20 protein-coding genes and 3 pseudogenes are annotated in these 26,995 nt (G+C 65.3%); 5 read left to right on the top strand and 18 right to left on the bottom strand.

The genetic code is table 11. The features are described from left to right. The 5 genes from FOM02_RS24825 to FOM02_RS24805 form a co-directional block, all read right to left on the bottom strand. Positions 1-792 (bottom strand): class I SAM-dependent methyltransferase, encoded by a 792-nt coding sequence (locus FOM02_RS24825; protein WP_051377992.1) that lies wholly within the window; start codon positions 790-792, stop codon positions 1-3. A gap of 73 nt (positions 793-865) precedes the next feature. Further along, positions 866-3,232, bottom strand: a complete 2,367-nt coding sequence (locus tag FOM02_RS24820) for an efflux RND transporter permease subunit (RefSeq protein WP_027558688.1) — start codon at positions 3,230-3,232, stop codon at positions 866-868. A gap of 205 nt (positions 3,233-3,437) precedes the next feature. Beyond that, positions 3,438-4,220: an ethanolamine ammonia-lyase subunit EutC gene (eutC, locus tag FOM02_RS24815; RefSeq protein WP_027558687.1), complete on the bottom strand. Its 783-nt coding sequence runs from the start codon at positions 4,218-4,220 to the stop codon at positions 3,438-3,440. Next, positions 4,217-5,803 (bottom strand): B12-binding domain-containing radical SAM protein, encoded by a 1,587-nt coding sequence (locus FOM02_RS24810; protein WP_027558686.1) that lies wholly within the window; start codon positions 5,801-5,803, stop codon positions 4,217-4,219. Before FOM02_RS24810 ends, eutC begins: the two co-directional genes overlap by 4 nt. A 156-nt stretch (positions 5,804-5,959) precedes the next feature. Then, entirely contained in the window at positions 5,960-7,342 is a 1,383-nt protein-coding gene (locus tag FOM02_RS24805; protein ID WP_027558685.1) for an ethanolamine ammonia-lyase subunit EutB, read from the bottom strand. A gap of 220 nt (positions 7,343-7,562) precedes the next feature. Here FOM02_RS24805 and FOM02_RS24800 point away from each other — a divergent pair. Then, positions 7,563-9,300: pseudogene (locus FOM02_RS24800) on the top strand (methyl-accepting chemotaxis protein). A 366-nt stretch (positions 9,301-9,666) separates the two neighbouring features. After that, positions 9,667-10,119 carry a low molecular weight phosphatase family protein gene (locus FOM02_RS24795; protein WP_027558683.1) on the top strand — a complete coding sequence of 151 codons (453 nt, stop codon included), beginning with the start codon at positions 9,667-9,669 and terminating at the stop codon, positions 10,117-10,119. Positions 10,120-10,562: 443 nt separating this feature from the next. Here the strand turns inward: FOM02_RS24795 and FOM02_RS24790 are convergent. Further along, positions 10,563-10,715, bottom strand: a pseudogene (locus FOM02_RS24790) (IS5/IS1182 family transposase); the annotation flags it as partial. A gap of 255 nt (positions 10,716-10,970) precedes the next feature. Between FOM02_RS24790 and FOM02_RS24785 the strand changes: the two are divergent. The 3 genes from FOM02_RS24785 (at position 10,971) to FOM02_RS24775 (ending at position 12,503) form a co-directional block, all read left to right on the top strand. Continuing rightward, positions 10,971-11,177, top strand: a complete 207-nt coding sequence (locus tag FOM02_RS24785; protein WP_027558682.1) for a DUF2892 domain-containing protein — start codon at positions 10,971-10,973, stop codon at positions 11,175-11,177. Between the two features lie 5 nt (positions 11,178-11,182). Continuing rightward, positions 11,183-11,728 (top strand): RNA polymerase sigma factor, encoded by a 546-nt coding sequence (locus tag FOM02_RS24780; protein WP_051378508.1) that lies wholly within the window; start codon positions 11,183-11,185, stop codon positions 11,726-11,728. Between the two features lie 277 nt (positions 11,729-12,005). Beyond that, entirely contained in the window at positions 12,006-12,503 is a 498-nt protein-coding gene (locus FOM02_RS24775) for a methyltransferase family protein (protein ID WP_265440060.1), read from the top strand. 133 nt (positions 12,504-12,636) lie between these two features. On the opposite strand, the gene FOM02_RS24770 is transcribed toward FOM02_RS24775, so the two are convergent. The 12 genes and pseudogenes from FOM02_RS24770 to FOM02_RS24715 form a co-directional block, all read right to left on the bottom strand. Beyond that, positions 12,637-12,900: a hypothetical protein gene (locus tag FOM02_RS24770; protein WP_027558679.1), complete on the bottom strand. Its 264-nt coding sequence runs from the start codon at positions 12,898-12,900 to the stop codon at positions 12,637-12,639. 297 nt (positions 12,901-13,197) lie between these two features. Beyond that, positions 13,198-14,640 carry a hypothetical protein gene (locus tag FOM02_RS24765; RefSeq protein WP_231164308.1) on the bottom strand — a complete coding sequence of 481 codons (1,443 nt, stop codon included), beginning with the start codon at positions 14,638-14,640 and terminating at the stop codon, positions 13,198-13,200. A 617-nt stretch (positions 14,641-15,257) separates the two neighbouring features. After that, positions 15,258-16,472, bottom strand: coding sequence for an acyl-CoA dehydrogenase family protein (locus tag FOM02_RS24760; protein WP_027558677.1), 1,215 nt, complete (start codon positions 16,470-16,472; stop codon positions 15,258-15,260). A 410-nt stretch (positions 16,473-16,882) separates the two neighbouring features. After that, entirely contained in the window at positions 16,883-18,094 is a 1,212-nt protein-coding gene (locus FOM02_RS24755; RefSeq protein WP_027558676.1) for an ABC transporter substrate-binding protein, read from the bottom strand. A 111-nt stretch (positions 18,095-18,205) separates the two neighbouring features. After that, the gene (locus FOM02_RS24750) at positions 18,206-18,430 is read right to left on the bottom strand and encodes a hypothetical protein (RefSeq protein WP_027558675.1); all 225 of its coding nucleotides are present in this window, start codon (positions 18,428-18,430) and stop codon (positions 18,206-18,208) included. Between the two features lie 21 nt (positions 18,431-18,451). Then, on the bottom strand, positions 18,452-19,027 hold the full coding sequence (locus tag FOM02_RS24745; protein WP_027558674.1) for an HdeD family acid-resistance protein: 576 nt from the start codon (positions 19,025-19,027) through the stop codon (positions 18,452-18,454). Positions 19,028-19,154: 127 nt separating this feature from the next. After that, positions 19,155-20,678 (bottom strand): FAD-dependent oxidoreductase, encoded by a 1,524-nt coding sequence (locus FOM02_RS24740; protein ID WP_027558673.1) that lies wholly within the window; start codon positions 20,676-20,678, stop codon positions 19,155-19,157. Positions 20,679-20,709: 31 nt separating this feature from the next. Beyond that, entirely contained in the window at positions 20,710-21,336 is a 627-nt protein-coding gene (folE, locus tag FOM02_RS24735) for a GTP cyclohydrolase I FolE (protein WP_027558672.1), read from the bottom strand. Positions 21,337-21,577: 241 nt separating this feature from the next. After that, positions 21,578-22,471 (bottom strand): alpha/beta fold hydrolase, encoded by an 894-nt coding sequence (locus FOM02_RS24730; RefSeq protein WP_027558671.1) that lies wholly within the window; start codon positions 22,469-22,471, stop codon positions 21,578-21,580. A gap of 73 nt (positions 22,472-22,544) precedes the next feature. Next, entirely contained in the window at positions 22,545-23,372 is an 828-nt protein-coding gene (locus FOM02_RS24725; RefSeq protein ID WP_027558670.1) for an HD domain-containing protein, read from the bottom strand. A gap of 226 nt (positions 23,373-23,598) precedes the next feature. Next, positions 23,599-24,477: a transglutaminase family protein gene (locus tag FOM02_RS24720; protein WP_027558669.1), complete on the bottom strand. Its 879-nt coding sequence runs from the start codon at positions 24,475-24,477 to the stop codon at positions 23,599-23,601. Further along, a pseudogene (locus FOM02_RS24715) lies at positions 24,474-26,974 on the bottom strand (circularly permuted type 2 ATP-grasp protein). Before FOM02_RS24715 ends, FOM02_RS24720 begins: the two are co-directional and overlap by 4 nt. Positions 26,975-26,995 lie beyond the last annotated feature (21 nt).

Genomic DNA, 26,995 nt, shown 5'->3' with positions numbered 1-26,995 from the left:
TCAGTCCTTGCGCGCGACGCATTCGCACCGGCATCTGAAATAGACCGCATCCGGATCGCGCCCCCAGGCGTCCCATCCGGCCAACGCGGTCTGAATTTCATCATCCGTGGCGAGCCCCTTGCGCAAAAGCTGCGGCCCGAGACCGAGCAAGCTCCGCCGCGCATCGGCGACGGCTTCGCTGCGGCTCGTAGCATCGGCGCTATGATTGACATAGCTCGCACCGGTCCAAACCGGCGTAAAACCGTGAGCACGCAAAATCGAGCTCTGCCGCCGGCCGAAGCGAAGCGCGTCCGGATCGTCGTGCTCGTACCAGCGCTGCCAGAGATCGAGCGCGAGGCGCACGCCGTCGATGTCAGGATGAAGGACGTTGCCGCCGACATCGGCGTCACGCGTCGCAATGAGGCCACCGGGCTTCAGCACCCGCAAGGCTTCGGCCAGCGCTCGCGCCAGCGCCGCCTGGCTCTGATGGTAGAGCACCGCATGAAAAAACACCGCATCAAACGCCTCGTCCTCGAACGGAAGCGCGGTCATGTCGGCTTCGACGAAGGACAGGTTGGTCAAGCTTTCCGCCGCTGCCAGCCGATCGGCGGCGGCGATCGCGTTCGGCTCGATGTCGACGCCGACCGCCTTTGCGACCAGGCCAGCGAGCGCCGCCGTAATCGTCCCGGGCCCGCAGCCGGCGTCGAGCAGGATCATGCCCGATGTCAAGAACGGGACGAAAAAGGCGGCGCAATCGCCGCCCCGCTTCCGCTGAAACTCCACGATCGAGCTGTCGTGCCGTATCGGCCGCATGAGCTATCCTCGGAACGAAAACCGGCGCAGTCGTCCAGACTGCGCCGATTCCATGTCCGGTGGATGAAGGCGCTCAGATCGCCGGCTTGTCGGGCCCCTGAAGCCTGGCGTGCAGATTGATCAGCCACATCGCCGTCGGCCTGAGGATGAAGAGGTCGGCGACGAGCGCCATGACCATCGAGAAGGCGCTGAGCCAGCCGAACAGCCGCAGCGACGGCAGGTCCGAGAACACGGTGACGACGAGGCCGCAGGCCAGCACCACCGTGGTCAGGATCAGCGCGGGGCCGACCAGCACGGTCGCCCGCTCCACCGCGAGCGCCGAGCCGACGCCGGGCTTGCTCTCGAGCCTCAGGCGATTGAGGAAGTGGATGGTGGCGCTGAGGCCCAGGCCGAACGAGACGGTGAGCGCGACGACGCTGGCAAATTGCAGCCCCTCGCCCATCGCCCACAGCACCGTTCCCGACATCACGACGGGGAAGATGCCCGGCAGGATGCAGGCGAACATCACCACCCATGAGCGGAAGGCCAGGCCGATGAAGAGCGCGACCAGCGCGAATTCAACCGTGAGGCCGCGGTTCAGCTTCTCGATCATGCTGGCCGAGTTGCGCGCCGCGATAGCGGCGAGGCCCGTCACCGCGATCTCGTAACCCGGATGCTTCTTGCGGACGGCGTCGAGCTCGGAATCGAGCTTGTCGACGATCGGCAGCAGCTGGCTGGAATCCTTGTCCGGAACGCGGCCCGCGACCACGACGGCATCCTGCTCGGCGTCGATGAAGCGGCGCACCAGATGCTCGGGGATGACGTTGACATATTCCTTCAGCGTCGCGACGTCGGCGCTGCCGGCCTTTGCCGCCAGCCAGCGCCGCAGGGTCTCGAGCGACCAGACATTGCCGACACCGGCCGCCTTCTCCACGGTCGCGTGCACGTCCGCGATGGTCTGCAGCGTCTCCGGCGAATACAGTGTTTCGCCCTTGGGGAACTGGATCAGCACGTTGACCGGGTTGGCGCCGGTGAGCTTGGCGTCGAGCCGGTCGCTGGCGGCAACGGCCTGACGCTTGTCCGGCACCTGGTCGGCGAGCCGGTAGCGCGGCTCCAGATTGGCGTAGATGACGCCGAGGCCGCCGACGAACAGCACCGCGATCAGGCTGAACAGGCCGGGGCGGCCCACCATGCGCACCGCGATCCAGTAGCAGAAATTGCGCAGCGCCTGCACGCCAGCATCCGCGCTCTGGAATTTCACGGCAAAGATCTTCTCGTTGCGCACGAACAGCACGCCGAACACCGGCACCAGCGACAGCACCGCGACCAGCGCGATGATGGTGGCGGCGAGGCCCGCCTCGCCGAACTTGCGGATCAGGTCGGAGTCGGAGAATTGCAGCGCGATGAAGGAAATGCCCGCGGTGCCGTGCGTCAGCACGCAGGCCGGGCCCACCACCAGCACGGCGTTCTTGAACGCGGTGAACTTGTCCTGGCCTGCGATCAGCCGGTCGCGCGCGGCGAAGGTGAGCTGCATCGAGTCCGAGAAGCTGATCACCATGATGAGCGGCGTCATCACGTTCAGGAACATGTTGAGATTGAAATTGGCCCAGCCGAGCGCGCCGAGCGCCAGGAGGATCGCGATCATCGGCGGGAACGCCGCCGCGATCATGAACGAGATCTTGCGGAAGAAGATGATGGCGATGACGCAGCCGGCGAGGATGCCGAGGATGTTGTAGGTCAGCCCGTCGCGCTCGACGGCGTTGCGGATCTCGAGCTGCATCACCGGCACGCCGGAGAGCTGCACGTTGAGGCCGGTGTCGCCGAGATCCTCCTTCATCAGCGCGCGAATGTCGCCGACGGTCTTGGTCAGCTTGCTGGACGCGACCACCTCCGGATCGAGCGACAGCACGACCAGCGCCAGCGTGCCGTCCTCCGACAGCAGCTTGCCGCGGATGATCTCATTGTTTTTGACGGTCTCGATGAACTTGTCATAGGCCTCGCCCTCGGGGAGCTCGGCCGGGAATAGCGCCGCCGGCAGCTTGCCCGGCGCCGGCGCCTGACGCGCCGAGAACAGCGAGACGAGGCCGCGCGTGCCTTCGACCAGTTGCATGTCGGTGATGAAGTCGCGCAGCTTCTCGAGGTTGTTCCGCGCCAGGAGGTTCTTGCCCTCGACCACGACGAGGACGTCGAATTCCTCGGCCGGGAACTTCTTGGTCACCTCTTCATACTGCTTGAATTCGCGGGTATCGGAGCGGAACAGCTGCGACAGCGAATCGTCGATCTTGATCCGGTGGATGCCGAACACGGCGCCGACGATCAGCGCGAGGAGGATGATGCAGGAGACGATCGGCACCCGGACCGCGATCAGGCCGATGCGCTCGAGCCCGAAGGCGATCGAGGACGCAGGTCCCTGCTCGACCTTGTCGACATGAACCTCACTCTCGCTGTGCTTTTCGAGCATGCCTTATCCAGTTCCTAAATCGGCTCAAGTTGTGAGCTTATGGCGTCCCGCGAACGGCTTGAAAATGCCATACCAATGGGAGGCTTGCCCTTTGAAAATGCGCGGAAAATCGCCGGCAGCGGTTTAGCAGGTCAAAAGGCCTTTTCGCAAGGCGGCGGAAGGTGGCCGAATCGATCAAGATGCGGCGATTTTGCCGGAATGCCCGTCATTCGGGCTGCGCCGTGCCGATTCGACGCGGCGCCCGGTCCCCGCTCTCGTCCTTCAGCGCCACCCCGGTGACCTCCCGGGCCAGCCCCTCGCGGACCAGCCAGGCGATCTTGAAGGCGGCCTCGTCATAGCTCAACCCGGCCTTGTGGATGTTCGAGACGCAATTGCGCTCGGCATCGCTGCGGCCGGGCTTGGGCGCGAAGGTCAGATAGGCGCCGAGGCTGTCGGGCGCCGACAGGCCGGGCCGCTCGCCAATCAGCATCACGACCATGCGCGCACCGAGAATCGCGCCGATCTCGTCGCCGAGCGCGACGCGCGCGCCTGAGGCGACGACCAAATGGCCGATCGCGACATCCCCTTCCGCAAGCAGCGGCAGCAGGCTGGCCACCAGCGCCGCCGCATGGGCGTGGACCGCCGCCGCCGAGAGGCCATCGCCGATGACGATCGCGAGCTGGCAAGGCTCGGAAGCACTTCGCGCCAGAAGCTCCGCCGAGCCGGCATCGAGCTGTCGTCCGAGATCCGGCCGGCGCAGATAATCCCTACGATCGACCGCCTGGCTGCTCGCCTCGGTGACGGCGAGACCGAGCGCGCGGAGATCGGCAGCGAGCCGCGACGCATCGAAGGCGGCATGCACGGCATCGCGAGCGCGGGCATGGTCCAGCGTGAAATCGAGCAGCGGCTTGGTCGGCACGCTCGCACCGCTGCGCCCGAGCGCAACGCGCGCGGGTGTGAGCGACCGCAGATCAATGGTCGGCCGAGCCGGAACGGACTTATCACTCATTCGGCGGGAACGGCAGCCTCGCGCAGCCGGATCGAGTAGTTCGAGGCATTCTGCTGGCCGCTCGACGCCGCGCGCGCGAAGGTGATGAGATGGTGCGCAATCAGGGTGCAGCCGATCAGGCCTTCGAGATCGCCGCGCTTGATGCGGCCCAGCGCGAACTTCCAGAACACGCGCCTGTAATTGCCGAGCACGCCGACCTTCCAGAAGATGTTCCTGACCATGACGAGGCCGCGTCGGATATTAGCCCAGGTCTTCATCTCGTCCGGCACCGGCATCTTGAGGCGGTGGGGATAGACTTGGTCGCACTGATACTGGAAGCGCGCGTAGACCTTCTCGGGCTCGTAGGCGACGGCCATGGCGTGCTTCCAGGACGCGACAACGTCGTCATAGGGCAGCAGGAAGTCGACGTTGGAATCGCGCCCATCGTCCTCGATCAGGCGTCCTTCCTTCTCCAGCCGGTCCCAGAGCGGCGTCTTCGGCAGCGCCTGGAGCAGGTTGATGGTGAGCAGCGGAATGCGCGATTCCTCGACGAAGGCGAGCAGCGCTTCGGATGTATTCGGCTTGTCGGTGTCGAGCCCCATGATGATGCCGGACACCACCTCCATGCCGTAGGAGTTGATGGTGCGCACGCCCTCGAGGATCGGGACCATCATGTTGTGGTCCTTGTGCATCGCCTTCAGCGCATCGGGATCGGGCGTCTCGATGCCGCAGAAGATGGTGATGAAATAGGCCTCGCGCATCTTCTCGAGGATCTCGGGGCGCTTGGCGATATTGAGCGTAGCCTCGCAGGCGAGCCGCACCACATAGCCGGTCTTCTTCTGCCATTCGATCAGGTGCGGCAGCAGATCCATCGCCGCCTTGCGGTTGCCGATGAAATTGTCGTCGACGAAATAGACCGTGTCCGTCATGCCGCATTCGCGCAGGCGGTCGAGCTCGGCGATGATCTGCTCCGGCGTCTTGATGCGCGGGTTGCGGCCGTAGAGGCCGGGGATGTCGCAGAACTCGCACTGATAGGGACAGCCGCTGGAATACTGGATGCTGCCGAGGAAGTATTTCTTCACATCGGCGAGCTCATAGGCCGGGATCGGAAACTCCGTCATCGGCACGCGGTCCTTGGTGGTCAGCACCACCTGCTCGCCAGGACGCGCGGTGTCGCGCGACAGAATCTCGATCAGCTGGTTGGTGGCGTCGCCAAGCTCGCCGACATGGAGGTAGTCGAACGACGGATAATAGTCCGGGCAGGCGCTGACGGAGGGACCGCCGAGCGCGACCGGCAGATCAAACTCATGGGCGCGGCGGCAGATGTCGTTCATCTGCTGGCGTTGGATGTGCATGCCGCTGACGAAGACGGCTTCCGCCCATTCGAACTCGTCCTTCGTGGCGCGGCGGAGATTCTCGTCGACGAATTTGACCTGCCAGTCCTCAGGCAGGTAGGCGGAGATCAGCAGCAGGCCCTGCGGCGGCATGAAGGCGCAGACGCCGTCGGTCAAGGGATAGGAGTGCTCGAAGGTCCCGAACGACGACGTGTAACGCGGAAACACACACAGGATCCGCCGGGCCGTACCGTTGCTTTCAGCTCGCATCAAAGCTCCCCCAGCCACGCTCGACAGATGGTGCGGAAATTGCCAGCAGACACATAGCGTAACGCTGCCGCCGGAATTTCTCAATATTGTGGCAGCATCTTAATTCGCGAAGCCCGCCAATGGTTTCCTCTCGGGGATCTGGGCGCTTCAGCGCCCTCATGCGATCAGCCGCGAGGCAAAATCGGGCAGCAGGCCTGCATCGCCGGCAAGGCGGAAATCGGCGCCCGCAATGCCTGACTGCACCAGCCAGTCGTCGAATTCCGGCGCACGGCGCAGTCCGAAGACGTCGCGGACATAGAGCGCGTCGTGAAAAGACGTGGACTGGTAGTTCAGCATGACGTCGTCGGCGCCGGGGACGCCCATGATGAAGGTGACGCCGGCAGCCGCGAGCAGCGTCAGCAGATTGTCCATGTCGTCCTGGTCCGCCTCGGCATGGTTGGTGTAGCAGATGTCGATGCCGAGCGGCAGGCCGAGCAGCTTGCCGCAAAAATGATCCTCCAGCCCGGCGCGGATGATTTCCTTGCCGTCATAGAGATATTCCGGGCCGATGAAGCCGACCACGCTGTTGACCAGCAACGGCGCGAAGGCGCGGGCGACCCCATAGGCGCGCGCCTCGCAGGTCTGCTGGTCGACGCCGTGATGGGCATTGGCCGACAGCGCCGAGCCCTGCCCGGTCTCGAAATACATCACGTTCTCGCCGACCGTGCCGCGCTTCTGCAACAGCCCGGCTTCTCGCGCCTCCTTCAGCAAGGCGAGGTCGATGCCGAAGCTGCGGTTGGCGGCCTCGGTGCCGGCGACCGACTGGAAGACGAGATCGACCGGCACGCCCTGCCCGATCAGCGACAGCGTCGTCGTGACATGGGTGAGCACGCAGCCTTGCGTCGGGATCTTCAGCCGCGCGATGATCTCGTCGAGCAGCCGCAGCAATTGTGCGATCACGGCCGGATCGTCGCTGGCCGGATTGATGCCGATGCAGGCATCGCCGGCCCCCAGCAAAATGCCGTCGAGGATCGAGGCGGTGATGCCCCTGGCATCGTCGAACGGATGGTTGGGCTGGAGCCGCGTGCTCATCCGGCCCTTCAGGCCGATGGTGTTGCGGAAGGCGGTGGTGACCTCGCATTTCCGCGCCGCCAGGATCAGGTCCTGGTTGCGCATCAGCTTTGACACCGCAGCGGCCATTTCCGGGGTGATGCCGCCCGCCAGCTTGCGCAGGACCTCGGGCGTTGCCGCATCCGACAGCAGCCAGTCGCGGAAGGCGCCGACCGTGAGCGAGGAGACCTGCGCAAACGCTTTTGCGTCGTGGCTGTCGATGACGAGGCGGGTGACCTCGTCGGCCTCATAGGGGATGACGGCTTCCTGGAGGAACTGCCCGAGCGGGACATCGGCCAGCGTCATCCGCGCCGCGATCATCTGCTCGGCGCTAGCGGCGGCGATCCCGGCCAGCCGGTCGCCGGAGCGCGGCGGGGTCGCCTTGGCGAGCAGATCGCGCAAGTCGGGGAAGGTGTAGGTCGTGGCATCGATCGTGTGGCGGTAGACCAAGGGCCTCTCCGGGGCTCGTCGGCCAGCGGCCGACACCATGGACTATCCTGAAACTATACCTTCGGATCAAGACGCTGAAATATCTTACCTTTCCTTCGACTAAGGGCGAAGGGGCCGAAGCTGCGCGTTAACGCTGCATCCACCTTCGTTCTGCATAGTTTTGCATCAATTTTAGACGACCGCACTTTCCGGCCGCTCCCGGCCATTCGGGCCCCGCACCATGACATCAGACCGATCTGGGAATGCCGCCAGCCAGGCGGGCCGTTTCACGCTGACCGTCAAGCTCTATGCGATCTTCGCGCTGTTCGCCCTGCTCACGGCGGCGATCGCGATGCTGTCCGACTACAACAGCCGGCGCAGCGCCGACCTGACCAGCGCGATCGAGACCGCCAACGCCGCCGCGCTGAACGTCGAGCGGGTCAACTCGCTGGTCTACGCGGTCGTGATGGAGTCGCGCGGCGTCTACATGTCGACCGAGCCCGCCGTCGTGAAGAAATTCGGCGACGGCCTGCTCAAGTTCAACGTGCAGATCCTCGAGGTCGTGAAGCGCTGGGAGACCATCGTCAAGGCCGACGATGCCGAGCAGTTCGCCACCTTCAAGAAGCGCATCGAGCAGTTCGTCGACTTCCGCAAGGAGCTGGTGCGCCGCGGCGTCGAGATCAATGCAGCGGCAGGCCGCGAATGGGGCGACAACGACGCCAACCGCGCGGTGCGCTCGGCGCTGAACAAGGACCTCGAGGCACTGTCCAAGGTCTATGCCGAGCGCGCCAAGCAGATCGCGCAGGAGACCGAGACCAACCGCACCCTGTCCTTCGTCCTGACCTGCCTCGGCGGCGTGGCGCTGGTGCTGGTCGTGATCGGCATCGTCATCATCGCTCGCTCGATCGCGCGGCCGCTCTCGGCCATCACCGCGACCATCAAGCAGGTCGCCGACGGCGCCGAGGATGTCACGGTGCCGCACACCGAGCGCGCCGACGAGATCGGCGCGCTGGCCCGCGCGATCCAGGTCTTCCAGGAGGCCATGGACCGCAACCGCAATCTGGCCTCGCAGGTCTCGCAGGACTCTGCGACGCGCGATGAGCGCGCCCGCCACATCGAGACATCCGTCGAGGCGTTCCGCGAGGCGATCGGCGCGATCATGCGCGGCCTCGGCGACAACGCCACCGTCATGCGCGAGACCGCGCAGACCATCACGCGCGCCACCGCCAACGCCAGCGCGCGCCGGCACGGCAGCCGACGCCACCGCGCAGGCTTCAAACAACGTCACCGCGGTGGCGGGCGCGGCCGAGGAGCTGTCGGCGTCGGTGGAGGAGATCGGCCGCCAGGTGCGGCAGTCCGCGAGCGCGGTCGAGCAGACCGGCCAGCGCACCGAGAAATCCATTGCCGAGATCGAGAGCCTTGCGGCCGCCACCCAGCGCATCGACGGCGTGCTCAATCTCATCCAGGCGATCGCCGAGCAGACCAACCTGCTCGCGCTCAACGCCACCATCGAAGCCGCCCGCGCCGGCGATGCCGGCCGCGGCTTTGCCGTCGTCGCCCACGAGGTGAAGGCGCTGGCGGGCCAGACCGCCAAGGCCACCGCCGAGATCGGCGAGAACGTCTCGATGATCCAGAGCTCCACCCGCAACGCGGTCGATGCGGTGCGCGAGATCGGCGGCGCGGTGCGCGAGATCAACGAGGTCACCTCGGCGATCGCGGGCGCCATCGGCCAGCAGGACCAGGCCACGCGCGAGATCTCCTCCAACGCGCAAAGCGCCGCCCAGGGCAACGAGACGCTGGTCGCCAACATCACCTCGCTGCGCGACGCCATCGGCGAGACCGACACGGCCGCATCCTCCGTGCTGACGGCCGCGAGCAGCCTCACCGCAACGGCCGAGACGCTGTCGCGGGAGGTGGAAAAATTCTTCCAGAACCTGCGCTCGGGCGCGGCGGACGGCCGCATCGCCAAGGCGGGATGACAAGGCGGGATGATCAGTGCATCCGCCGCTGCAGAGGCGGCGGTGGGCCTGCTCCAAACAAAATATCGAAAACAACCCCATGCACAGTAGCCGGGGTGAGCCTTATCAATGGATTGGCTGTCCGCGCAGGATTTATGCGGATTTTACGAATTCTCTTTGACACGTCGGGCAAAACACTGGCATGATGTCAGCATGCCGATCCGGACCCGTGGCCGCGCGATGCTTCCATTCCCGATCCCATCATCCCTGCGCTGGGTAGGCATTCGGTCGCAATTGCCGCCCTCGCGGGCACGGTGATTTCATTCGTCGCAAACCACGCGGGCTGCCGCAAACGGCAAAGACAGTCATCCCTGGAAGTACAACTCAATGAACAAGAACAATCGCGTGCTGTTTCTCTGCACCGGCAACTACTACCGCAGCCGCTACGCCGAAGAGATCTTCAACCACCGCGCCAGGCGCGAAGGGCTGGACTGGCTCTCCTTCTCGCGCGCCGTGGCCGAAAGGCTCTCGCCTGAAAACGTGGGACCGATCTCGCGCCACGCATTGGAAGCCCTGCAAGCGAAGGGCATCGCGCCGGGAGGCGGTACGCGGCATCCGGTGCTCTGCACGCTCGACGATTTTGCGCAAGCTGGGCTTGTGGTCGCGCTGAAGGACGCCGAGCATCGCCCCATGATCGAGCGCCGCTTTGCCGGCGTCGCCCATCGTGTCGAATACTGGGACGTGGATGATATCGAGTATCTCGATGCGGCAACGGCGCTGGGCAAGATCGATGAGCACGTTGGGCAGCTGATCGGGAGCCTGCAAAGCCGCTCCCGATAGACGGCGCCCTGCTCCGCCGTCACACCGTCAGCAACGTCTTGATCGCGCGGCGCTGGTCCATGCGCGCAGCTGGTCGATGCGCGCATAAGGCGCTTGCGCGCCGGTGGCAGCCCTAGAGCATCATGGAAGCGAGGACGATCAGGCCGATCGCGGTCAACCCCCAAGCCAGCGAATGCATCGCCCACGGCCGCATCGTTGCACTCCGTCCGGGTGTCCTGCCCGCAGCATGAAACGCCTGGGCGACACGCACGGCTTGAGATAGATCAATGATTAAAGATGAGTGCAGAGACGGCGGCCACAGTGAAAGCACCGGCCGCAATGGCGATGACACGCAGGAGAAGCTCGTTGCTCATGCCCAAGACTAACATGGGTTAGGCCGGTCAATTTATGCAGTTTGTGCCAGAATGGACCGTACGGACAATGCGCCACCTCGACAGGCCAGGCTAGGGCGTGGACTCATAACGCGCGGCCAGCCATAGCCGGATAGATGCGAGTTGGACGAGCACAAGGTAGTTTCCCGCAAGCCTGTCGTAGCGCGTCGCCACACGACGACATTGTTTGATCCTGTTGAAGAATCGTTCGACCTGGTTGCGCTTTGCCGTGGCGCTATGATGCAGCGGCCCGCCGATGCGATCCGGCCGGATGACCTGCGACAGACCGCGATTTTGCGCTACGCCTCATGGGCGGCCGCCTTCCGAATGTCGCGGGGCCCGCGCCCGACGCCCACGACAGCCTGCTGAAGCTGCCCCCCCTGAAAATTATTTTTTCGGCCGCGACCCCGGCGCCGGGTTGCGCCCTCTTGTCTGGGTGAGTGCGCCATAGCGGCGCGTCACGAACCGGAGCACAGAACCATGTGGTATAGGAAGAATGTTGGCGGGTGGGAGCGCGCGGCCAGGCTGATCGGCGGCGGCTTGATGCTCATCTGCGGCGTGGTCGCGCTGCACGCTTCGCCGCTCGGGCTACTGCTCAGCGGTGCGGGTGTGGTGACGCTGGTCACTGGCGTGTTCGGCTATTGTCCTGCTTGCGCCGTCGCCGGGCGCGAGCCGCTGAAGGGGTGACCGCCTTGGCGCGCGTATCAGACGATCTCTTGCTCGCGGCACAGTCGGGCGACCGGCACGCGCTCACACAGCTCTTGGTGGCGCTGCAGCCGGACATTCGACGCTACGCCCGGCGCCTTTGCTACCGCGCCTCGGTCATCGAAGATGTGGTGCAAGAAGCACTCATCGTCGTCTACCGGCGCGTGGGCACGATCCGCAGTCCAGCCGCACTCGCTGGCTGGCTGCTAACCGTCATCGCGCGCCTTTGCATGCTGCCGGCGCTGATGCTGATGCGCGGTGTCGAGGAGCTCGCCAGCCTGGAAGAGGCACGCGAGCTCGCAAAGGTCCCGCCGGACGAGTTACGCATAGACTTGGTCAATGCGATCGAGTCGCTTTCGCCGTCGCATCGCGAAGTGCTGCTGTTGCGAGATCTCGAAGATCTGACGATTGGGGAAATCGCCCGGCGGCTCGGCGTGACGCGCGAAGCGGCCAAAAGCCGCCTGCGCCGCGCCCGCACATTGGTGCGCGAATACCTGCTCGGCACAAAGAACAGCGGACGAGAGAGCACATGAATTACTTTCGTGGAATCGGCATGTTCGGGAGCGCTTTCCTGGGCGCACACCTGATGCGCGGCGCAGCGGCGGCGGCGCTACTCGCTTGGGCCATCGTCCACCAGACCGCGCACCCTTGGCTATCCCTGGGCGCGGGCGTTGCAGCCCTCGTCGCGTTACGCGGATGCCCGATGTGCTGGACTGTGGGCTTGGTCGAGACGCTTTCGCAAGGCCGTCGCGATTCAACCGATGCTCTTTCAATAAATAGCGCCGCCAGCGAAAGCATCAGGGGGTCACCATGCAAAGGGTGAGTGCCGTCTTGGGCTCTGCACTATTCTTCCTGGTTGCGCCGTGCGTGCTCGCAGGGCTGATCCCGTGGTCGATGACTCGCTGGGAGTTTAGGCCTGCTTTTTTCGGTCTTGAGGGCGCGCGCTCAGTCGGCGTCCTCCTCATCTTGGTCGGTTTGCCGGGACTCGTGGACTCCTTTGCACGATTTGCGCTTCAAGGACTCGGCACACCTGCGCCCGTTGCGCCAACCAAGAACCTGGTGGTCACAGGTCTCTACCGGCATGTGCGCAATCCGATCTACCTCGCCGTCGTCGCAATCATCCTTGGTCAGGCTATGTTGTTTGGCGATGGGCGCCTCGTTCTGTTTGGCGCACTGCTCTGGCTCGCCTTCCACCTGTTCGTCGTTGCCTATGAAGAGCCGACTTTGCGGGACACGTTTGGTTCAGAGTACGAGGCATATCGCGCGAACGTCCGCCGCTGGGTTCCGCGGGTGCCCGCAAAGCAATGAGGTCAGGCGGTTGTGTTCCCTACGGCAAATTTCGGCCCCACGAACCTGGTCGCTATTGGAGCAAAGCAGACGTAGTCACCCGGCACATGACGCCGCCGGGTTTATAGGTACACGGCCTGGTCCGCCGCTGCGCCTATTTCGGCAGACATTCCACATTGTAGGCGATGATGATCTGGCTGGGGTCGGCCTTTCCCAGGCTCTTCAAGTCTTCCAGGCCGCTCTTCAGCCTCGCGCCCGCCTGGCCCAGGCTGGACTCGAGCGTCGACTTTGCCGCCCTGCATCGCTCTTCGCTCGAGAACTCCTGAAACACGACGGTCGGCAGCAGCCGCCATTCCGCCCTGTCGTTCGTTGCGGCTGGACTGACCGAATAGGAGAAGACGTACATCAGGACCCACATTGTGGGGCTCCGGTGAAATGCGATACGGGCCGTATCGCGCCACGCGGCGCCGTGTCCTGCTTGATCCAGATCAACGAATGATGGTGCGTCTCGCGCGGCCTGCGCAGCCATTCCCGTGGCGAAGGCCTCAACAACGAAAAGCCCCGGCATGCGGGCCGAGGCTTGCGATCCAGCCCGCGTACATCCGGCGAACCGTATCGTCAATGCAGAGACTAGCCGTGAATTTTGAATAGATCATGACGATGTTGCATCGACAAAATGTCGCGCCGGGTCGGAACCGGATCATGCGTCGCGGGACTATCGTTCCGAAATCGCTTTTTGATCGACGAAGATTCGAACGCGGCCGACATCCTCGACCTCACGATAGTGGCTCAACTCGAGCTTGAGCTCGGGATCCGAATTGGCCCAGGCCAGCCAATCGAACGGAACCGAGCTCAACATGTAGGTGTCCACCAGAATCACATCGGGGCGGCCGCTTCGCAGGTCGGCCAGGAGTTGCCGCCGTTCGAAATCGATGATGCCGTCCAGCTTTGCCCGTTCGCCCTGACTGAGCTGCGCGTTTTTCTGGATCATCATCGCGCCGGCCGCCAGCATCTGCACACAGGAATTGCCCGCCCAGGTGCCATTGATCTGGCGGACGAGCGGATGCCCGAGAGCGACGTGATCGGTGATCGTGAGCAGCCGCGGGTTTTTGACGAGGGCCTCGATACGCTCTTCCAGCGGAGGAAAGTGCCGGACCGGCACGGACAGGCAGAACCCGATGAACACAATGGCCGCGAGGCCGCCGATCATGACCGGCAGGCGCAACGTTCTCGTGCGAACATGCAGCAACGGCGCGGCGACCGCGAACATGCAAAGCGCGAACGCCGTATAGGTCCAGCCCTTGCCTTGCAGAACGAAACTCGCGGCGCCGCCGACGGCTGCGGCGAGCCACGGGGTTGCGTCGCCGTCCAGCTTGAAGTGTTGCGGAGCCACAAGGCGCAGAAACGCGATGGACGCGAAGATCACGATGGCCGGAAAATACAGCAGATCGCCCAGATTCATCCTCAACGGCACATAGGTGGCCGCGACCATCGGAGCATAGGTGAACAGATAGTCGGGAAAGGCGAGAACGAGCACCGCGCCGTAGCCGGTGACGACGGCAGCGGCTGTGCACGCTTCAGCGGTGAACAAGGCCCTGAGCGAGCGCTGGCGCAAGGCGGCAAGGATGATCGGAACGCCTGCCACGAGCGCAAGATGCGGCTTGAGGCTCATGGCGAGTCCTGCCCCCAGTCCCGCCACGACCGCAACCGGTCCCGGACCAAGGCCGCGCCAGCGGATCGCGGTGATCGCGACGAAAGGGGTCAGGGCAATGACGGCAATGTGCTCGCGTTGGCCGAAGACGGCGCTGGAAAGAATTGCGAACAGGAACGCGAGCAGGCACGTTGCAAGATTTCTCTCGCCGGCTTCCAGCCCTGCCGCCACACCGGCGCGGTCGATCACGACGAGCGCGCCGACGATCTCGATCATCACCAGGATGATCACGACGATCTCGGGTGCGAGGCCGGTCGCGCGCGCAAACATCAACGCGGGCATGTAGAGGTAGACCGAGAGCGGCGGATTCACCTCGAAGACGTCGACCCCGAGCTTGCCGCCATCCAGGACCTTCTCGCCTTCGGTCAGCAGGCAGCCCAGATCCGCGTTGAGAACGACGGGTATCTGAACAAGCAAGGCCGTCAGCAGGATCGCGGCCACGATCATCCAACGGTGATTCATGCTGAAATTGCTTCCTGACAGATCCGGGGCGCGGCCGCCCCTTGTGAGGCCGGCAAAAAGCGCTCTCCGCGGGCGGAAGCGGTCTATTCCCTTCACCTGCGTGAACCTGCGGTAGAGCGCGCTCAGCGCCACTCTCAACGGCAGTCGTTACTATTGTGCTACAATGATCTGAAACAATGCCGCAATGGCCTGAAATAATGCCAAGTCATTGCCGGAGGCAGGCCAGGGGCAGCCTTCCGATTCTCATAAATAACACAAAACATAACATATAATGTTGCGCCGGCATCCTGCGGTGCCCGGCTGCGCATCCGTCACGGCCGGCGGCTAAGCTCCTTGCGGCTTAAAGCGCGATGAGATGAGACTTGATCGCTGCAACGGCGGAGGTGCGCGCCCTCTCCCGCTTGCGGGAGAGGGTTGGGGTGAGGGTGCATCCGCAATGGGACACTCCCTAGAGGAGAAAGCCTCACCCGGCGCCATAACCGATGCAAAGCATCGGCGTTTTTAAAGGACGGCGGCCAAGGGCCGCCTATGCCGACCTCTCCCGCAAGCGGGCGAGGTGAACCGAGCCTGCGGCACCCGATTCAACCCAACGCCATTCGGCCCTAACCCATCACCCCGCCGCGCTTGATCAGCTCCTTGCCGACCGCGGCAAGGTGCACCTGATCCGGCCCGTCGCCGATGCGGATGAAGCGGGCGTAGACATAGGCGCGGGCGAGGAATGTGTCCTGCGAGACGCCGGCGGCGCCGTGGATCTGGATGGCGCGGTCGATGACGCGGGCGGCCATGCTGGGCACCACGATCTTGGCCGCGGCGATCAAATCGCGCGCGGCCTTGTTGCCTTCGCGGTCCATCTTGTCGGCGGCCTGCAGCGTGAGCAGCCGCGCCTGCGCGATCTCGCAGAAGGAGTGCGCGATGTCCTCGCGCACCGATCCCTGCTCGGCCAGCGGCTTGCCGAAGGCGACGCGCGACACGGAGCGCTGGCACATCAATTCCAGCGCGCGCTGGGCGCAGCCGATCAGGCGCATGCAATGATGGATGCGGCCGGGGCCGAGCCGCCCCTGCGCGATCTCGAAGCCGCGGCCTTCGCCGAGCAGCATGTTCTCGGCGGGCACCCGGACATTGTCGTAGACGATCTCGGGGTGGCCGACCGGCGCGTCGTCGTAGCCGTAGGTGAGCATGTCGCGGACGATGCGCACGCCGGACGTCGCCTTCGGCACCAGGATCATGGATTGCTGGCGATGGCGATCGGGATCATCGGGCGCGGTCTTGCCCATCACGATCAGAATCTCGCAATCCTCGTTCATGGCACCGGAGGTGAACCATTTGCGACCGTTGATGACGTAGTCGTCGCCGTCGCGTTTGATCGCGCACTGGATGTTGGTGGCATCGCTGGAGGCGACCTGCGGCTCCGTCATCGAGAAGCCGGAGCGGATGCGCCCTTCCAGCAGCGGCTTCAGCCAGCGCTCCTGCTGCGCCTTGGTGCCGTAGTTTGCGAGCACCTCCATGTTGCCGACATCGGGCGCCGAGCAGTTGAACACCTCGGGCGCCCAGAGGATGCGGCCCATGATCTCCTTCACCGGCGCGTATTCGAGGTTGGAGAGCCCCGGACCGTGCTCGCCTGACAGGAACAGATTCCAGAGCCCCTGCTCCCGCGCCAGCCGCTTCAGGTCCTGCAGGATCTGCGGCGTCTTGTAGCGCGCGGCCTCCGGCTTCACCTGCTCGTAATAGAGCTCCTCGACCGGCTCGACATGGGTCCGCATGAACTGCCGGACGCGGTCCTGCAGCTCCAGCGAACGGGCGGAGTGTTGAAAGTCCATGGTGGTCTCCTCTTTCCTTCTCCCCTTGTGGGAGAAGGTGGCATAGGCGGCCTTCGGCCGCCGTTCTTAAGAACGCCGAAGCAAAGCTTCGGCTATGGCGCCGGATGAGGGGTTGGCTCCGCAAACTCAAACGCAAATTTGACTCGCGGAGAGATACCCCTCACCCGGCTGCGCTTCGCGCATCCACCCTCTTCCGCAAGGGGAGAGGGTGCACCGCGTCTGTGGCATTCGTCAGTCTCGTAGGGTGGGCAAAGCGACCTGTCCGCCGTAGCTCGAAGAGCGAAGGCGGAAGCGTGCCCACGCTCCTGTTTCCGTATTGATAGGTGGCGGGCACGGCGCAAGTGCGCCTTTGCCCACCCTACGATACCGAGTTCGCGGAGAGGCCGGCTGACCCGACCCGCCGCCTGCCCTCACGTCCCTCGCAGCAGCTCGCTCGCGACGACCCAGTCGTTGCCGTCGAACTGGAGCATGTAGCCGTCCTTGATCGGGCGGAAATCCTGCGGCGTGGTGTTGAGGGTGATGCCGGGCATCAGCAGCGACAGCGGCACGTTCTTCAGGTTAGCCGCCTGCGCCATGATGTTCTCGCGCGTCAGATTGTCCTTGCATTGCTTGAGCAGCACCACCAGCGCCTCGGCGACGGTGTAGCCGTAGAGGCCGGCGACGTTGTTGATGTCGGCATTGGGCAGGCGCTTCTTCATGAACTCGATATAGGCCGCCATCGCCGGATCGTCCTTGGGCTGCTCGACGAAGGGTTTGAGCGAGCCAAGCGAGAGCACGCCCTTGCCGGCATCGAGGCCAGCAGGCGTCATCACCGTCGCCTTGTTGGCGCAGCCGGAGGCGAGGAAGCGCGTCGGCTGCCAGCCGACCTCATGGGCTTTCCGGATCGCCTGCGCGCAGGCGCGCGGCGTCACCGAATAGATCATGAAGACGTCGGCCTTGGTGTTGGCGAGAGTCAGCACCTGGGAATCGACGGTGGGATCGGTGACCTCGAAGCTCGAAGCCATCGCGATCGCCTTGTCGGCGTCAGCGCCGAGCGCCTCCTTGACCCCGCGGAAATATTCCTTGCCCGCGTCGTCGTTCTGATAGAGCACCGCGAAGCGCGCATTCGGGTTCTTGGCGCGGGCATAGGCGACGTCGATCGCGGCCTCGCTGGTGTAGTTCGGCGCCCAGGGCAGCGCCATCGACCACGGCATGTTGGCCGGATCGTTCCACTTCGAGGCCGAGCTGATCAAGAAGAGCTGCGGCACCTTGTTGCTGTTGAGATATTTCGCGATCGCCGAGCTCGGTGCGGTGCCCATGGTTGCGAAGATGAAGGCGACGCCGTCGCCCTCGACGAGGCGCCGCGCAGCTTCCATGGTCTTGGGCGGCGAGAAGGCGTCGTCGAGCGAGATCAGGTTGAGCTTGCGGCCGTTGACTCCGCCCTTCTCGTTGACCTCGTCGAAATAGGCGGAGATCACCCGGCCGGTGATGCCGAGCGGCGATGCCGGGCCGCTATAGGGCATGGTGTTGCCGATCTTGATCTCGGTGTCGCTGACACCGGGACCGTAGGATTTCTGCGCGAACACGGGCGTCGACAGGCAGGCTGCAGCCAGCGCTGCGGCCAGGGCCAAAGCGGCTTTCATGGTTTCTCCCCGATGATTATCGCCGCGCGAGGCAACCACGCGGCGCGCTGCTTCTTGTCAGCGCGTCAGCTCAGCGGAGTTCCGCAAGATGGTCTTGCGTCGAGTTGCTGGTCACTCGGCGCTTCGTTTCGAGCCTGCGTAGGAGCGGCGCAGCAGGGCAAACAAGCTACCTCCCGTCGCCGCGCCGAGCAGATAGACCACGACGGTCTGGACTGCGAGCGGCAGGCTGAAATTCATCCTGAAGAAGGAGATCGTGACCGTCTCAAAATTCTGCGCGGCGAAGATCACCGTCGCCGCCGCGATGAGAACGATGATCGCGAGATAGAGCCAGCGCATCAGGGTCCCCCGGCGATCGCCCTAGCCGCGCCGCTTCAGGGCGAAGCCGAGGCTGATCCAGCCGGCGCCGGCCATGATCAGGTCGATGCCGAGGAACAGGCCGAGGATGTAGACGCTGTTGACCGGCCAGCGCGCCACGATCAGGAGGCCAAGCAGCAGCGTGATGGCGGCGGAGAGCGCCACCCACACCCACGGGCTTTCGCGCTTCATGCTGAAGGCGAGAAACAGCCTGACGGCGCCGGAGGCGATCAGCGATATGCCGAGGAAAAGCGTCAGCAGGACTGCCGCAAACAGCGGGTTCTCGAAGGTGAGGAAGCCGGCGATGACGTAGAGCACGCCGAGCAACGCCCAGATCAGGAATTTGCCCCAGCTCTTCATCTGGAACGCGCCGATGATCTCGGTGGCGCCGGCGACGATCATCATGGCGCCGACCACGATCACGCTCGCGACCGTCGCCATCACCATGCTGCCGAGCGCGATGAAGCCGGCGATGAGATAGACGACGCCGAGGGCGACGATCCAGCCCCATTTGGCGTGAAGCGCCGTAATGCCCGAGCCGAGGCCTGAAGGATGAGTCGTATCCGAAGCACTTGTCATGGCGGCTACTCCTGCATGCAAGCCCGGAGGCACACGCCAGGATAGCACGGGCCGGGCCGGGGCGACAGCCAGCAGAGCACCCTCAGCGGCAGCAACATTGACGCAAATCAAGATCGAATGCGGCGCGTCAGGGGCGCGACCGCTCCATCTCGAGCTCGGCCTTGAGGTTGTCGAGGTCGCGATAAATTGAGGCGACCGCCAGCACGCGGCCGCCCTTGCGGTACTTCAACAAGCAGTCCTTGCCGGAAATGCTGCCGTCGATCGCGATGTCGTCAAAGCTCTCGGCATGGCCGACATAGTTGATCGGCACGTCGTAATGCTGGCTCCAGAAGAACGGCACGGCGTCGAAGCGCTCGCGCCTGCCGAGCATGTTGCGCGCCGCGGTCTGGCCCTGGCGCTCCGCCACCACCCAGTGCTCGACGCGGATGGTGTGCCGCGAATGCGGATCGGGCCAGCGCGCGATGTCGCCGGCTGCGAAGATGCCGGCGATGCTGGTCTCCAGAAATTCGCTGACGCTGACGCCGCGATCGGCGGCAAGGCCGGCCTGCTCGGCCAGCAAGAGGCGCGGCTTGACGCCGATTCCGACCACGACGAGATCGGCCTCGATGACGGCGCCGCTCTTCAATGTGGCGCGGGTGCCGTCGAGCTTCTCGACGGTGTCCTTGAGATGGAAGTTGACGCCGTTCTCCTCGTGCAGCGCGCGCACGAAGTCGCCCATCTCGGGGCCGAGCACCTTCTGCATCGGCCGCTCCTCGGGCGCGACGACATGCACCTCGATCTTGCGCGCACGCAGCGATGCCGCAACTTCCAGGCCGATGAAGCTGGCGCCGATCACCAGCGCGCGCTTGGCGCTGCCGGCCGCCTTGATGATGGCACGGCTGTCGGCGACGGAGCGCAGGGTGTGGACATGCGGCTGGTCCGCGCCGGGAATCCGGAGCTTGACCGGCTCGGCGCCGGTGGCCAGCAGCAGCCGGTCGAACGGGAGCTTGTCGCCATTGCCGAGCGTCACGCTGCGCGCCTTCGGATCGATCGCCGAGACGTCCGTGTTCAGCCTGAGGTCGATGCCGGCGTCCTGATAATAGTCCTCGCCGCGCAGCGGCAGCCAATCCTCCGGCGCGTTGCCGGCGAGGTAATCCTTGGAGAGGTTGGGACGGTCGACCGGCATCGCGGCGTCATTGCTGAGCATGGTGATGGCGCCGCTAAAACCCTCGCGCCGGAGCGTCTCGGCCGCCGCAAAGCCCGCCGCACCGCCGCCGACGATGACGAATTTTTCCGGCGTCGGCGCGCTGCGATGAGCCGTTGATGGTTTCGGCGCCTCACGCTTGCGCTGAACGACGATCCTGTCGCCATCGCGGGCGACGTCCCATACCGCGAGTGCATTCAGCGCCGGCGGGCGGGTCGCCTCGCCCGTGCGCAAGGAGAAGCAGGCGTGATGCCAGGGACAGCGGATGGTGTCATCGACCACCAGCCCCTCGGCGAGTGGGCCGTGATAGTGGCTGCAGGCCGGCTCGATCGCGAAGATGTCGCTGCCGGCCTGCACCAGCAGGACATCCTCCTCGCCGACATGGCCGAGCAATTTGCCGTCCTTGAATTCGGTCAGCGACACGCCGCCGGTGAGGTCGGGTCCGCTCGGCTTCTTGTCCTCGGTCATGATCGTCTCCTTGGCGTCGTCTCCTTGCGGATCAATCGTCCGAATTGGCCAGCCCCAGGAGTTCCTGGCGGGTCAGCGCATTGTCGCGGAACACGCCCAACATGCGGCTGGTGACGAGATCGGTGCCGGGCTTGTGCGCGCCGCGCGTCGTCATGCAGTGATGCGTCGCCTTGATGATGACACCGACGCCTTCGGGCCTCAACACATCGTTGATCGTGTTGGCGATCTGCGCGGTCATCTTCTCCTGGATCTGGAGGCGCTTGGCGTAGACATCGACGACGCGCGCAAGCTTGCTGATGCCGACGACGCGCCCCTGCGGGATATAGGCGACCCAGGCGCGGCCGACGATCGGCGCCATGTGATGCTCGCAATGGCTCTCGAAGCGAACGCCGCGCAGCACGATCATCTCGTCATAGCCCTCGATCTCCTCGAAGGTCTTTTGCAGGATTTCGGTCGGATCCTGCGCATAGCCGGAAAAATACTCCTCGAAAGCGCGCGCGACGCGGTCCGGCGTCTCGCGCAGGCCGTCGCGCGCCGGATCGTCGCCGGCCCAGCGGATCATGGTCCGGATCGCCTGCTCGACCTCCGCCCTGTCGGGCCGGTCGCTCGGCGCCTGCGCCACCGCAACCCGTTCCAGCTTGCGCGCTTGCAACTTCATTCAAAACCTCCCCTGCAACGAGCCGCGGACAGAAGCGGCCCCACAGCTTGGACGGCGGCAGCTGCAAAAGGTTCCCGGAATCGGGAAAAATCGCGAAGGGTGGCGGCTTAGTTGGGCGCAGGCGCTCCAAGACCCTCATGGTGAGGAGCGCGAAGCGCGTCTCGAACCATGCAGGCCCAGCCGTGGCCTTCATCCTTAGACGCCCGCTTTGCGGGCTCCTCAGGATGAGGAGCTAGGCTGTCTATGCCGCAGCCGCCTTCCGCGCGTCGAGCACGGCCTGCGCCCATTCGGCAGGGCGCTCCTGCGGCAGATTGTGACCGGCGCCGGCGAACACGCGGCGCTCGAAAAAACCTTCGAACTTGCGCGCGTGGTGCGCGGTGCCGGGATTGACGCCATCGCTGTCGCCGTCGATCGCGATGGTGGGAACGCGGATCTGCGGCTGCGCGGCGAGCTTCGCCTCGATGCCCGCATAGGCCGGATCGCCCTCGACCAGCGCGTAGCGGTGGCGATAGGAGTGGATCACGACATCGACGAAATCAGGATTGTCGAACGAGGCTGCGCTCTTCTCGAAAGTCGCGTCATCAAACGTCCATGTCGGCGACCACATCGACCAGAGCTGTCGCGCAAAGCCACGGCGGTTGCGCTCCAGCGCGCGGCGGCCGCGCTCGTTGTGGAAGAGATATTGATACCAGAACGCCGCCTCCTCCGGCGGCGAGGCCGGCTCCATGGAGCGCGCGATGTTCTGGATGTTGTAGGAATTGCCGGAGACGAGCGCGACGACGCGCTCGGGATGCAGCGTCGAGACGACGCAGGCCGCGCGTCCGCCCCAATCATAGCCGCCGACGACGGCGCGCTCGATGCGAAGCGCGTCCATGAAGGCGAGGAGATCGGCCCCGAGCGCCGCCTGCTCGCCGGAGCGCAAGGTCGACGCGGAGCGAAACCGCGTCGGCCCGTAGCCGCGCAGCCAGGGCACCAGCACCCGCGCGCCCGCCGCCGCGATGAGCGGCGCGGTGTCGGCATAGGCGTGCACATCGTAGGGAAAGCCGTGGCCCATGATGCAGGGCCAGCCATCCTCAGCGCCGTAGTCGAGATAGGCGATGTCGAGGATATCCGTGGTGATGGTTTTTTGTTGCATGATTTTCTCACGGATGCGCGGGGTATCGTAGGCCGATGACAGGCTCCGCGATATCCGGGCTACGAGCGCGCCGTTACTTCTGCGGGCCGGACAGCGAGATGTCGCGCTCGGCGCGGAAGACGTTGCTGTAGAGGTTGGCGATCCACTGCCGGCCGATCTCGGTCTTGTTGAGATAGCCGATCTCGGTCTGGATGTGTGGTGCGACGCTGTTCCAATAGAATTGTGGATAGCGGTTCACGATGTCGGCGGGCGAGTCGTAGCCGAGCTGGCGGTTGATGCCGACCTCCTCGAACTCGTAGTACAGCGCGTTGGCCTTGCGCAGATAGTTGGGATCGCCGAGCTGGCCGATGAAGTCGGCGGCGCGCAGGATCGAGGCCTCGTCGTCATATTCCTGCCCCTCGCGGGCCGGGAAGCGGGTGCCCTCGATGGCGCGGGCGACGCGCTCGCTGTCGACGCCGCGGATCGGCGGGAGCCGCCGCCTCACGAAAAGTTTCGAGCGATCAACGTGATACATCATCAGACTGGCATCCGATGCGCCGCGCGGCAGCGACACTTTGGTGCCGGCCTCGTCGATCACGAAACCGTCCTCGTCATCCTCCGGAAACAGCCCGCGAACATAGCCGATATCGTGCGCAAGGCAGGCGATCAGGACATGAATGTAGTCCTCGGCATCGATGTGCGCGTGCAGGTTGCGGCCGAGCATGATCGCCTGGGCCGCCAGCGTCACCAGCATCGTATGTTCGATGTTGTGATAGAGCGCATCGCTGTTGCCGATGCATTCCATTGCGGTGCGCGTCGAGGCCTCCACCACCCTGGCATAGGACTCGTCGTACCTGCGACGCATGAACGAGCCCAGCAACTTCTCCAGGGATTCAGCCGCCAGTCTCGGTAACGTCATCATGGATGCAGCCCCGTTCGATGCAGCCCCGCTTGCCGGTGGTGTCTCACGCCAACTCCCGACGTTTCATTCTTGCCCTCGACGCAGGCGGCCAGCATAGCCCATCTTGGGCCAAGTGACCAAACCCCCGGCAACGCGATGACGGAAATATGTTACCGTTGTGCTCTGCGACATCAGGCTTGCGGGAACGGATCGACACGCCCGGGCGACCGCAGTGAGAACACGGCATTCACTCTACCAGCAGCACGTCGACGGCGACGCCGAGCTTCTGTTTCGGCGAACCGACGATGATGCCGTCGACCGGCGAGACGTCGGAGAAGTCGCGGCCGACCGCGAGCATGATATGGTCATTGGCGACCAGGAGATCGTTGGTCGGATCGAAATCGACCCAGCCGAGCTCCGCCCCGCACCACAGCGACACCCAGGCATGGGTGGCGTCGGCGCCCTGCAAGCGCGGCTGACCCGGCGGCGGAATGGTGCGCAAATAGCCGCTGACATAGGCCGCCGGCAGACCGAGGCCGCGCAGCCCTGCGATCATCACATGAGCGAAATCCTGACAAACGCCGTGGCGCTTGTCGAAGACCTCGTTGAGCGGCGTGGAGATCACGGTGGCCTTGGGATCGTAGCGGAATTCGGTGCGGATGCGATGCATGAGATTGACCGCGCCAGCGAGGATACCCCTGCCTGACGCAAAACTCTCTGCAGCATAGGCACTGACGGGACGCAGCACCGGCACCAGCGGGCTTGCAAAGACATAGCCGACCGGCGAGGACGGCCCGAGGCTGGTTGCTTCGAAGGCGACGTCGCGAACGCTCTCCCAGGGCGGGCTCGAGGCATCTCGCGCCGGCGGCTGCCGCTCGACGGAGACACGCGAACGTGAATCGATCCGCAAGTTGCGATGCGCGGCCTCGATCACGATGCTCTCGGTCAGCGTGCCGAAGAAATCGCGCCGGACATGACGCTCGGCCGGACGCGGACGGATCTCGACGCGATGCGAGATCAGCTCCTGGCCATTGCCGGTTCGCGGCTCCAGTCGCAGCGTGCAGCGGGCGAAACTGACCGGACTTTCATACTCGTAAGTGGTGACGTGACGGATGTCGTAGATCACGCCAGCCCCGTCAGCTTTTCCGGCCGGCTGGCATTGGGGCCGTGCGGGAAGTAGTGCAAGCCCACCGCCTCGGCGAGGCTGAGCAGATCCTGCTCCAGTCCGAACAGCGTCTTGACCTCGAGCTTCTCGGCTTCTGCGGTGGCGAGCATCGCCTGCACCGCCACCGCAAGCCGCTGCGGCTGCTCGATCAGGCCGTGCTCCTTCAGGCTCGGCAGCGCGGCGATGTGCTCGTTCAAGGTCGCGACCTGGAACGCGACGGACCGCGGGTTGTAGGTGTCGAGCACGGCGAGGTCGCGCACGGGCGCGAGGATCGGCGCCAGCAGATAGCGCGAGCGATAGGTGATCTGGGAATCCACCAGCGTCAGCAGGATGTCGAGATCCTCATCGCCCGCCTCGTCATATGCAAATTGACGTGCAAAGCGCGTGGTGTTGATGGCGCGCTCGGCGCGGCGGCCAATGTCGAGGAAGCGCCAGCCGGCCGCGCGGTTCATGTTCTCCTGCGCAAGGCCGGCGAAGCTCGCGAGCTCCTGCAAGGTGAGCTCGGCCGCGCTCAGCACGTCGTCGTCGTCCTCGACCTCGAGCGCGAGGCGCTCGGCCATCTCGGTGATGACCTGCCAGGCATCGGGCGACAACCGCTCGCGCAAGGAGGTCGCGGTGCGCTGTGCCGCGCGCACCAGCGACAGCGCCGAGCCAAAGCGCTCCGCGCTCTGCAACGCTTCGGCGACGATGCGCCCCGGCGCCGCGCGCGAGGCCTGCGAGATCGCGCCCCAGGCCACCAGCAGACGCTGGATGCGGTCGGCCGATTGCAGCGAGGCCGCTGTGCCCTTGTTGGGTCCGCTCGGCGAGCCCAGCGCGCGCACGAGGCGCAGCGTCGCCTCGGCGCGTTCGAGATAGCGGCCGAGCCAGAACAGATTGTCGGCGGCGCGGCTCGGCAGCACGCCGGCGATGCGGCGGATGCGGACCTTGTCAGTCGCCGGCAGCAGCGTCGCGGTCGAGACCTTCTTCTCGGAGACCACCCAGACGTCGGCCGCGCGCGCGCCGTCGCCCATCGACACCGCGCGCGCATCGGCTTGCTCGGCGATCCGGCAGAAGCCGCCGGGCATGATGGCCCAGCCGTCCGGGGTTGCGGCCGCGAACACGCGCAGCACGAAGGGGCGCGGCGTGAGCTGTCCCTGCTCCCACACCGGCATGGTCGAGAGCCGCACCACCTCCTGACCGACATAGTCCATGCCGCGCGCGCTGATGGCGTCGACCAGGCGCTGGCGACCGCTGGCATCGAGCTCGCTTGCGAGCACCGGACCTTTGCTGTCGAAGCCGGGAACGCCACGGCGGTAGGCGCCCTCGATCGCGACCTCCTCGAGCCGCGACAGCACCTCATCGCGCGCGTTGCGCTGGCCGCACCACCAGGTCGCGATGTGCGGCATCTTCAACTCTTCGCCGAGCAGGCGGCGGCTCAGCGCCGGCAGGAAGCCGAGCAGCGCCCTCGCCTCCAAGACGCCCGAACCCGGCATGTTGGCGACGACGACGCCGTCCTTGCGCAGCACGTCGATCAGGCCGGGCACGCCGAGATGCGAGGACGCATCGAGCTCGAGCGGATCGAGCGAGTTGGAATCGACCCGGCGCAGCAGCACGTCGAGCCGCTTCAGGCCGGCGACGGTGCGTATGTGGATCCGGTTGTCGCTGACGGCGAGATCGTCGCCCTCGACCAACAGGAAGCCGAGATAGCGCGCCAGCGTGGCATGCTCGAAATAGGTCTCGCTGAAGCTGCCGGGCGTCAGCACGCCGATGCGCGGCTCGTCGCGGTCGGCGCGCGCGCGAAGACTGTCACGGAACGCCTCGAAGAACGGCGCGACGCGCGGCACGTTCATCGACTTGTAGAGATCGGAGAAGGCCCGCGACTGCACCAGGCGATTCTCCAGCGCATAGCCCGCGCCCGACGGCGCCTGGGTGCGGTCGCCGAGCACCCACCAGCGGCCGTCGGGGCCGCGGCCGACATCGGCGGCATAGAGCGACAGGTAACGCCCGCCCGGCGGCGGCACGCCGCCTGCCGGCGACTCGCGGCCGCCGGCAAAGCGCCCTCGGCGACCAGCCGGCCCTCGCCATAGATGTCGCGTAGCACGAGCTCCAGAAGCTCGGCGCGCTGGGTGATGCCGGCGGAGAGCTGCTGCCAGTCGGCCTCGTCGATCAGGAGCGGCAGTTGGCTGAGCGACCACGGCCGGTCGGCGCTGTCGCCGGGCGCGCGGTAGGTGACGCCGGCCTCGCGGAGGTGACGGTCGGCCATGGCGAAGCGCCGCTCGGCCTCGTCGGGCGCCAGCGCGCCGAAGGCGTCGAAGAAGCGGCTCCAGACCGCGCGGGGGGCACCATCGGGCCCCAGAAACTCGTCGGGGATGCCGGGCAGGCGGCTGTAGTCGCGGACCCATTGGGCGAGACGGCGCTGGCCTTCACGCTGGCCCTGCGCCTGCCCCGCTCTGTCATCCTCGGCTGCGCCCTCGGCCATGCCCCTCTCCCTGCCCCACCA

Origin of the sequence: Bradyrhizobium sp. SEMIA (assembly GCF_014844175.1) — a bacterium.
GTDB classification, from domain to species: Bacteria; Pseudomonadota; Alphaproteobacteria; order Rhizobiales; family Xanthobacteraceae; genus Bradyrhizobium; species Bradyrhizobium arachidis.
Note: the sequence above shows the minus strand (reverse complement) of the source record. Positions and strands in the feature narration are given on the sequence as shown.

What these genes read in the sequence shown, in the direction of transcription:
- folE (WP_027558672.1), bottom strand. Translation starts at nt 21,336, where the DNA reads ATGAAGTTGCAAGCGCGCAAGCTGGAACGGGTTGCGGTGGCGCAGGCG.
- FOM02_RS24745 (WP_027558674.1), bottom strand. Translation starts at nt 19,027, where the DNA reads ATGACAAGTGCTTCGGATACGACTCATCCTTCAGGCCTCGGCTCGGGC.
- FOM02_RS24725 (WP_027558670.1), bottom strand. Translation starts at nt 23,372, where the DNA reads ATGATGACGTTACCGAGACTGGCGGCTGAATCCCTGGAGAAGTTGCTG.
- FOM02_RS24795 (WP_027558683.1), top strand. Translation starts at nt 9,667, where the DNA reads ATGAACAAGAACAATCGCGTGCTGTTTCTCTGCACCGGCAACTACTAC.
- FOM02_RS24775 (WP_265440060.1), top strand. Translation starts at nt 12,006, where the DNA reads ATGCAAAGGGTGAGTGCCGTCTTGGGCTCTGCACTATTCTTCCTGGTT.
- FOM02_RS24755 (WP_027558676.1), bottom strand. Translation starts at nt 18,094, where the DNA reads ATGAAAGCCGCTTTGGCCCTGGCCGCAGCGCTGGCTGCAGCCTGCCTG.
- FOM02_RS24765 (WP_231164308.1), bottom strand. Translation starts at nt 14,640, where the DNA reads ATGATCGTGGCCGCGATCCTGCTGACGGCCTTGCTTGTTCAGATACCC.
- FOM02_RS24730 (WP_027558671.1), bottom strand. Translation starts at nt 22,471, where the DNA reads ATGCAACAAAAAACCATCACCACGGATATCCTCGACATCGCCTATCTC.
- FOM02_RS24820 (WP_027558688.1), bottom strand. Translation starts at nt 3,232, where the DNA reads ATGCTCGAAAAGCACAGCGAGAGTGAGGTTCATGTCGACAAGGTCGAG.
- FOM02_RS24740 (WP_027558673.1), bottom strand. Translation starts at nt 20,678, where the DNA reads ATGACCGAGGACAAGAAGCCGAGCGGACCCGACCTCACCGGCGGCGTG.
- FOM02_RS24760 (WP_027558677.1), bottom strand. Translation starts at nt 16,472, where the DNA reads ATGGACTTTCAACACTCCGCCCGTTCGCTGGAGCTGCAGGACCGCGTC.
- FOM02_RS24750 (WP_027558675.1), bottom strand. Translation starts at nt 18,430, where the DNA reads ATGCGCTGGCTCTATCTCGCGATCATCGTTCTCATCGCGGCGGCGACG.
- FOM02_RS24810 (WP_027558686.1), bottom strand. Translation starts at nt 5,803, where the DNA reads ATGCGAGCTGAAAGCAACGGTACGGCCCGGCGGATCCTGTGTGTGTTT.
- FOM02_RS24785 (WP_027558682.1), top strand. Translation starts at nt 10,971, where the DNA reads ATGTGGTATAGGAAGAATGTTGGCGGGTGGGAGCGCGCGGCCAGGCTG.
- FOM02_RS24825 (WP_051377992.1), bottom strand. Translation starts at nt 792, where the DNA reads ATGCGGCCGATACGGCACGACAGCTCGATCGTGGAGTTTCAGCGGAAG.
- eutC (WP_027558687.1), bottom strand. Translation starts at nt 4,220, where the DNA reads ATGAGTGATAAGTCCGTTCCGGCTCGGCCGACCATTGATCTGCGGTCG.
- FOM02_RS24770 (WP_027558679.1), bottom strand. Translation starts at nt 12,900, where the DNA reads ATGTGGGTCCTGATGTACGTCTTCTCCTATTCGGTCAGTCCAGCCGCA.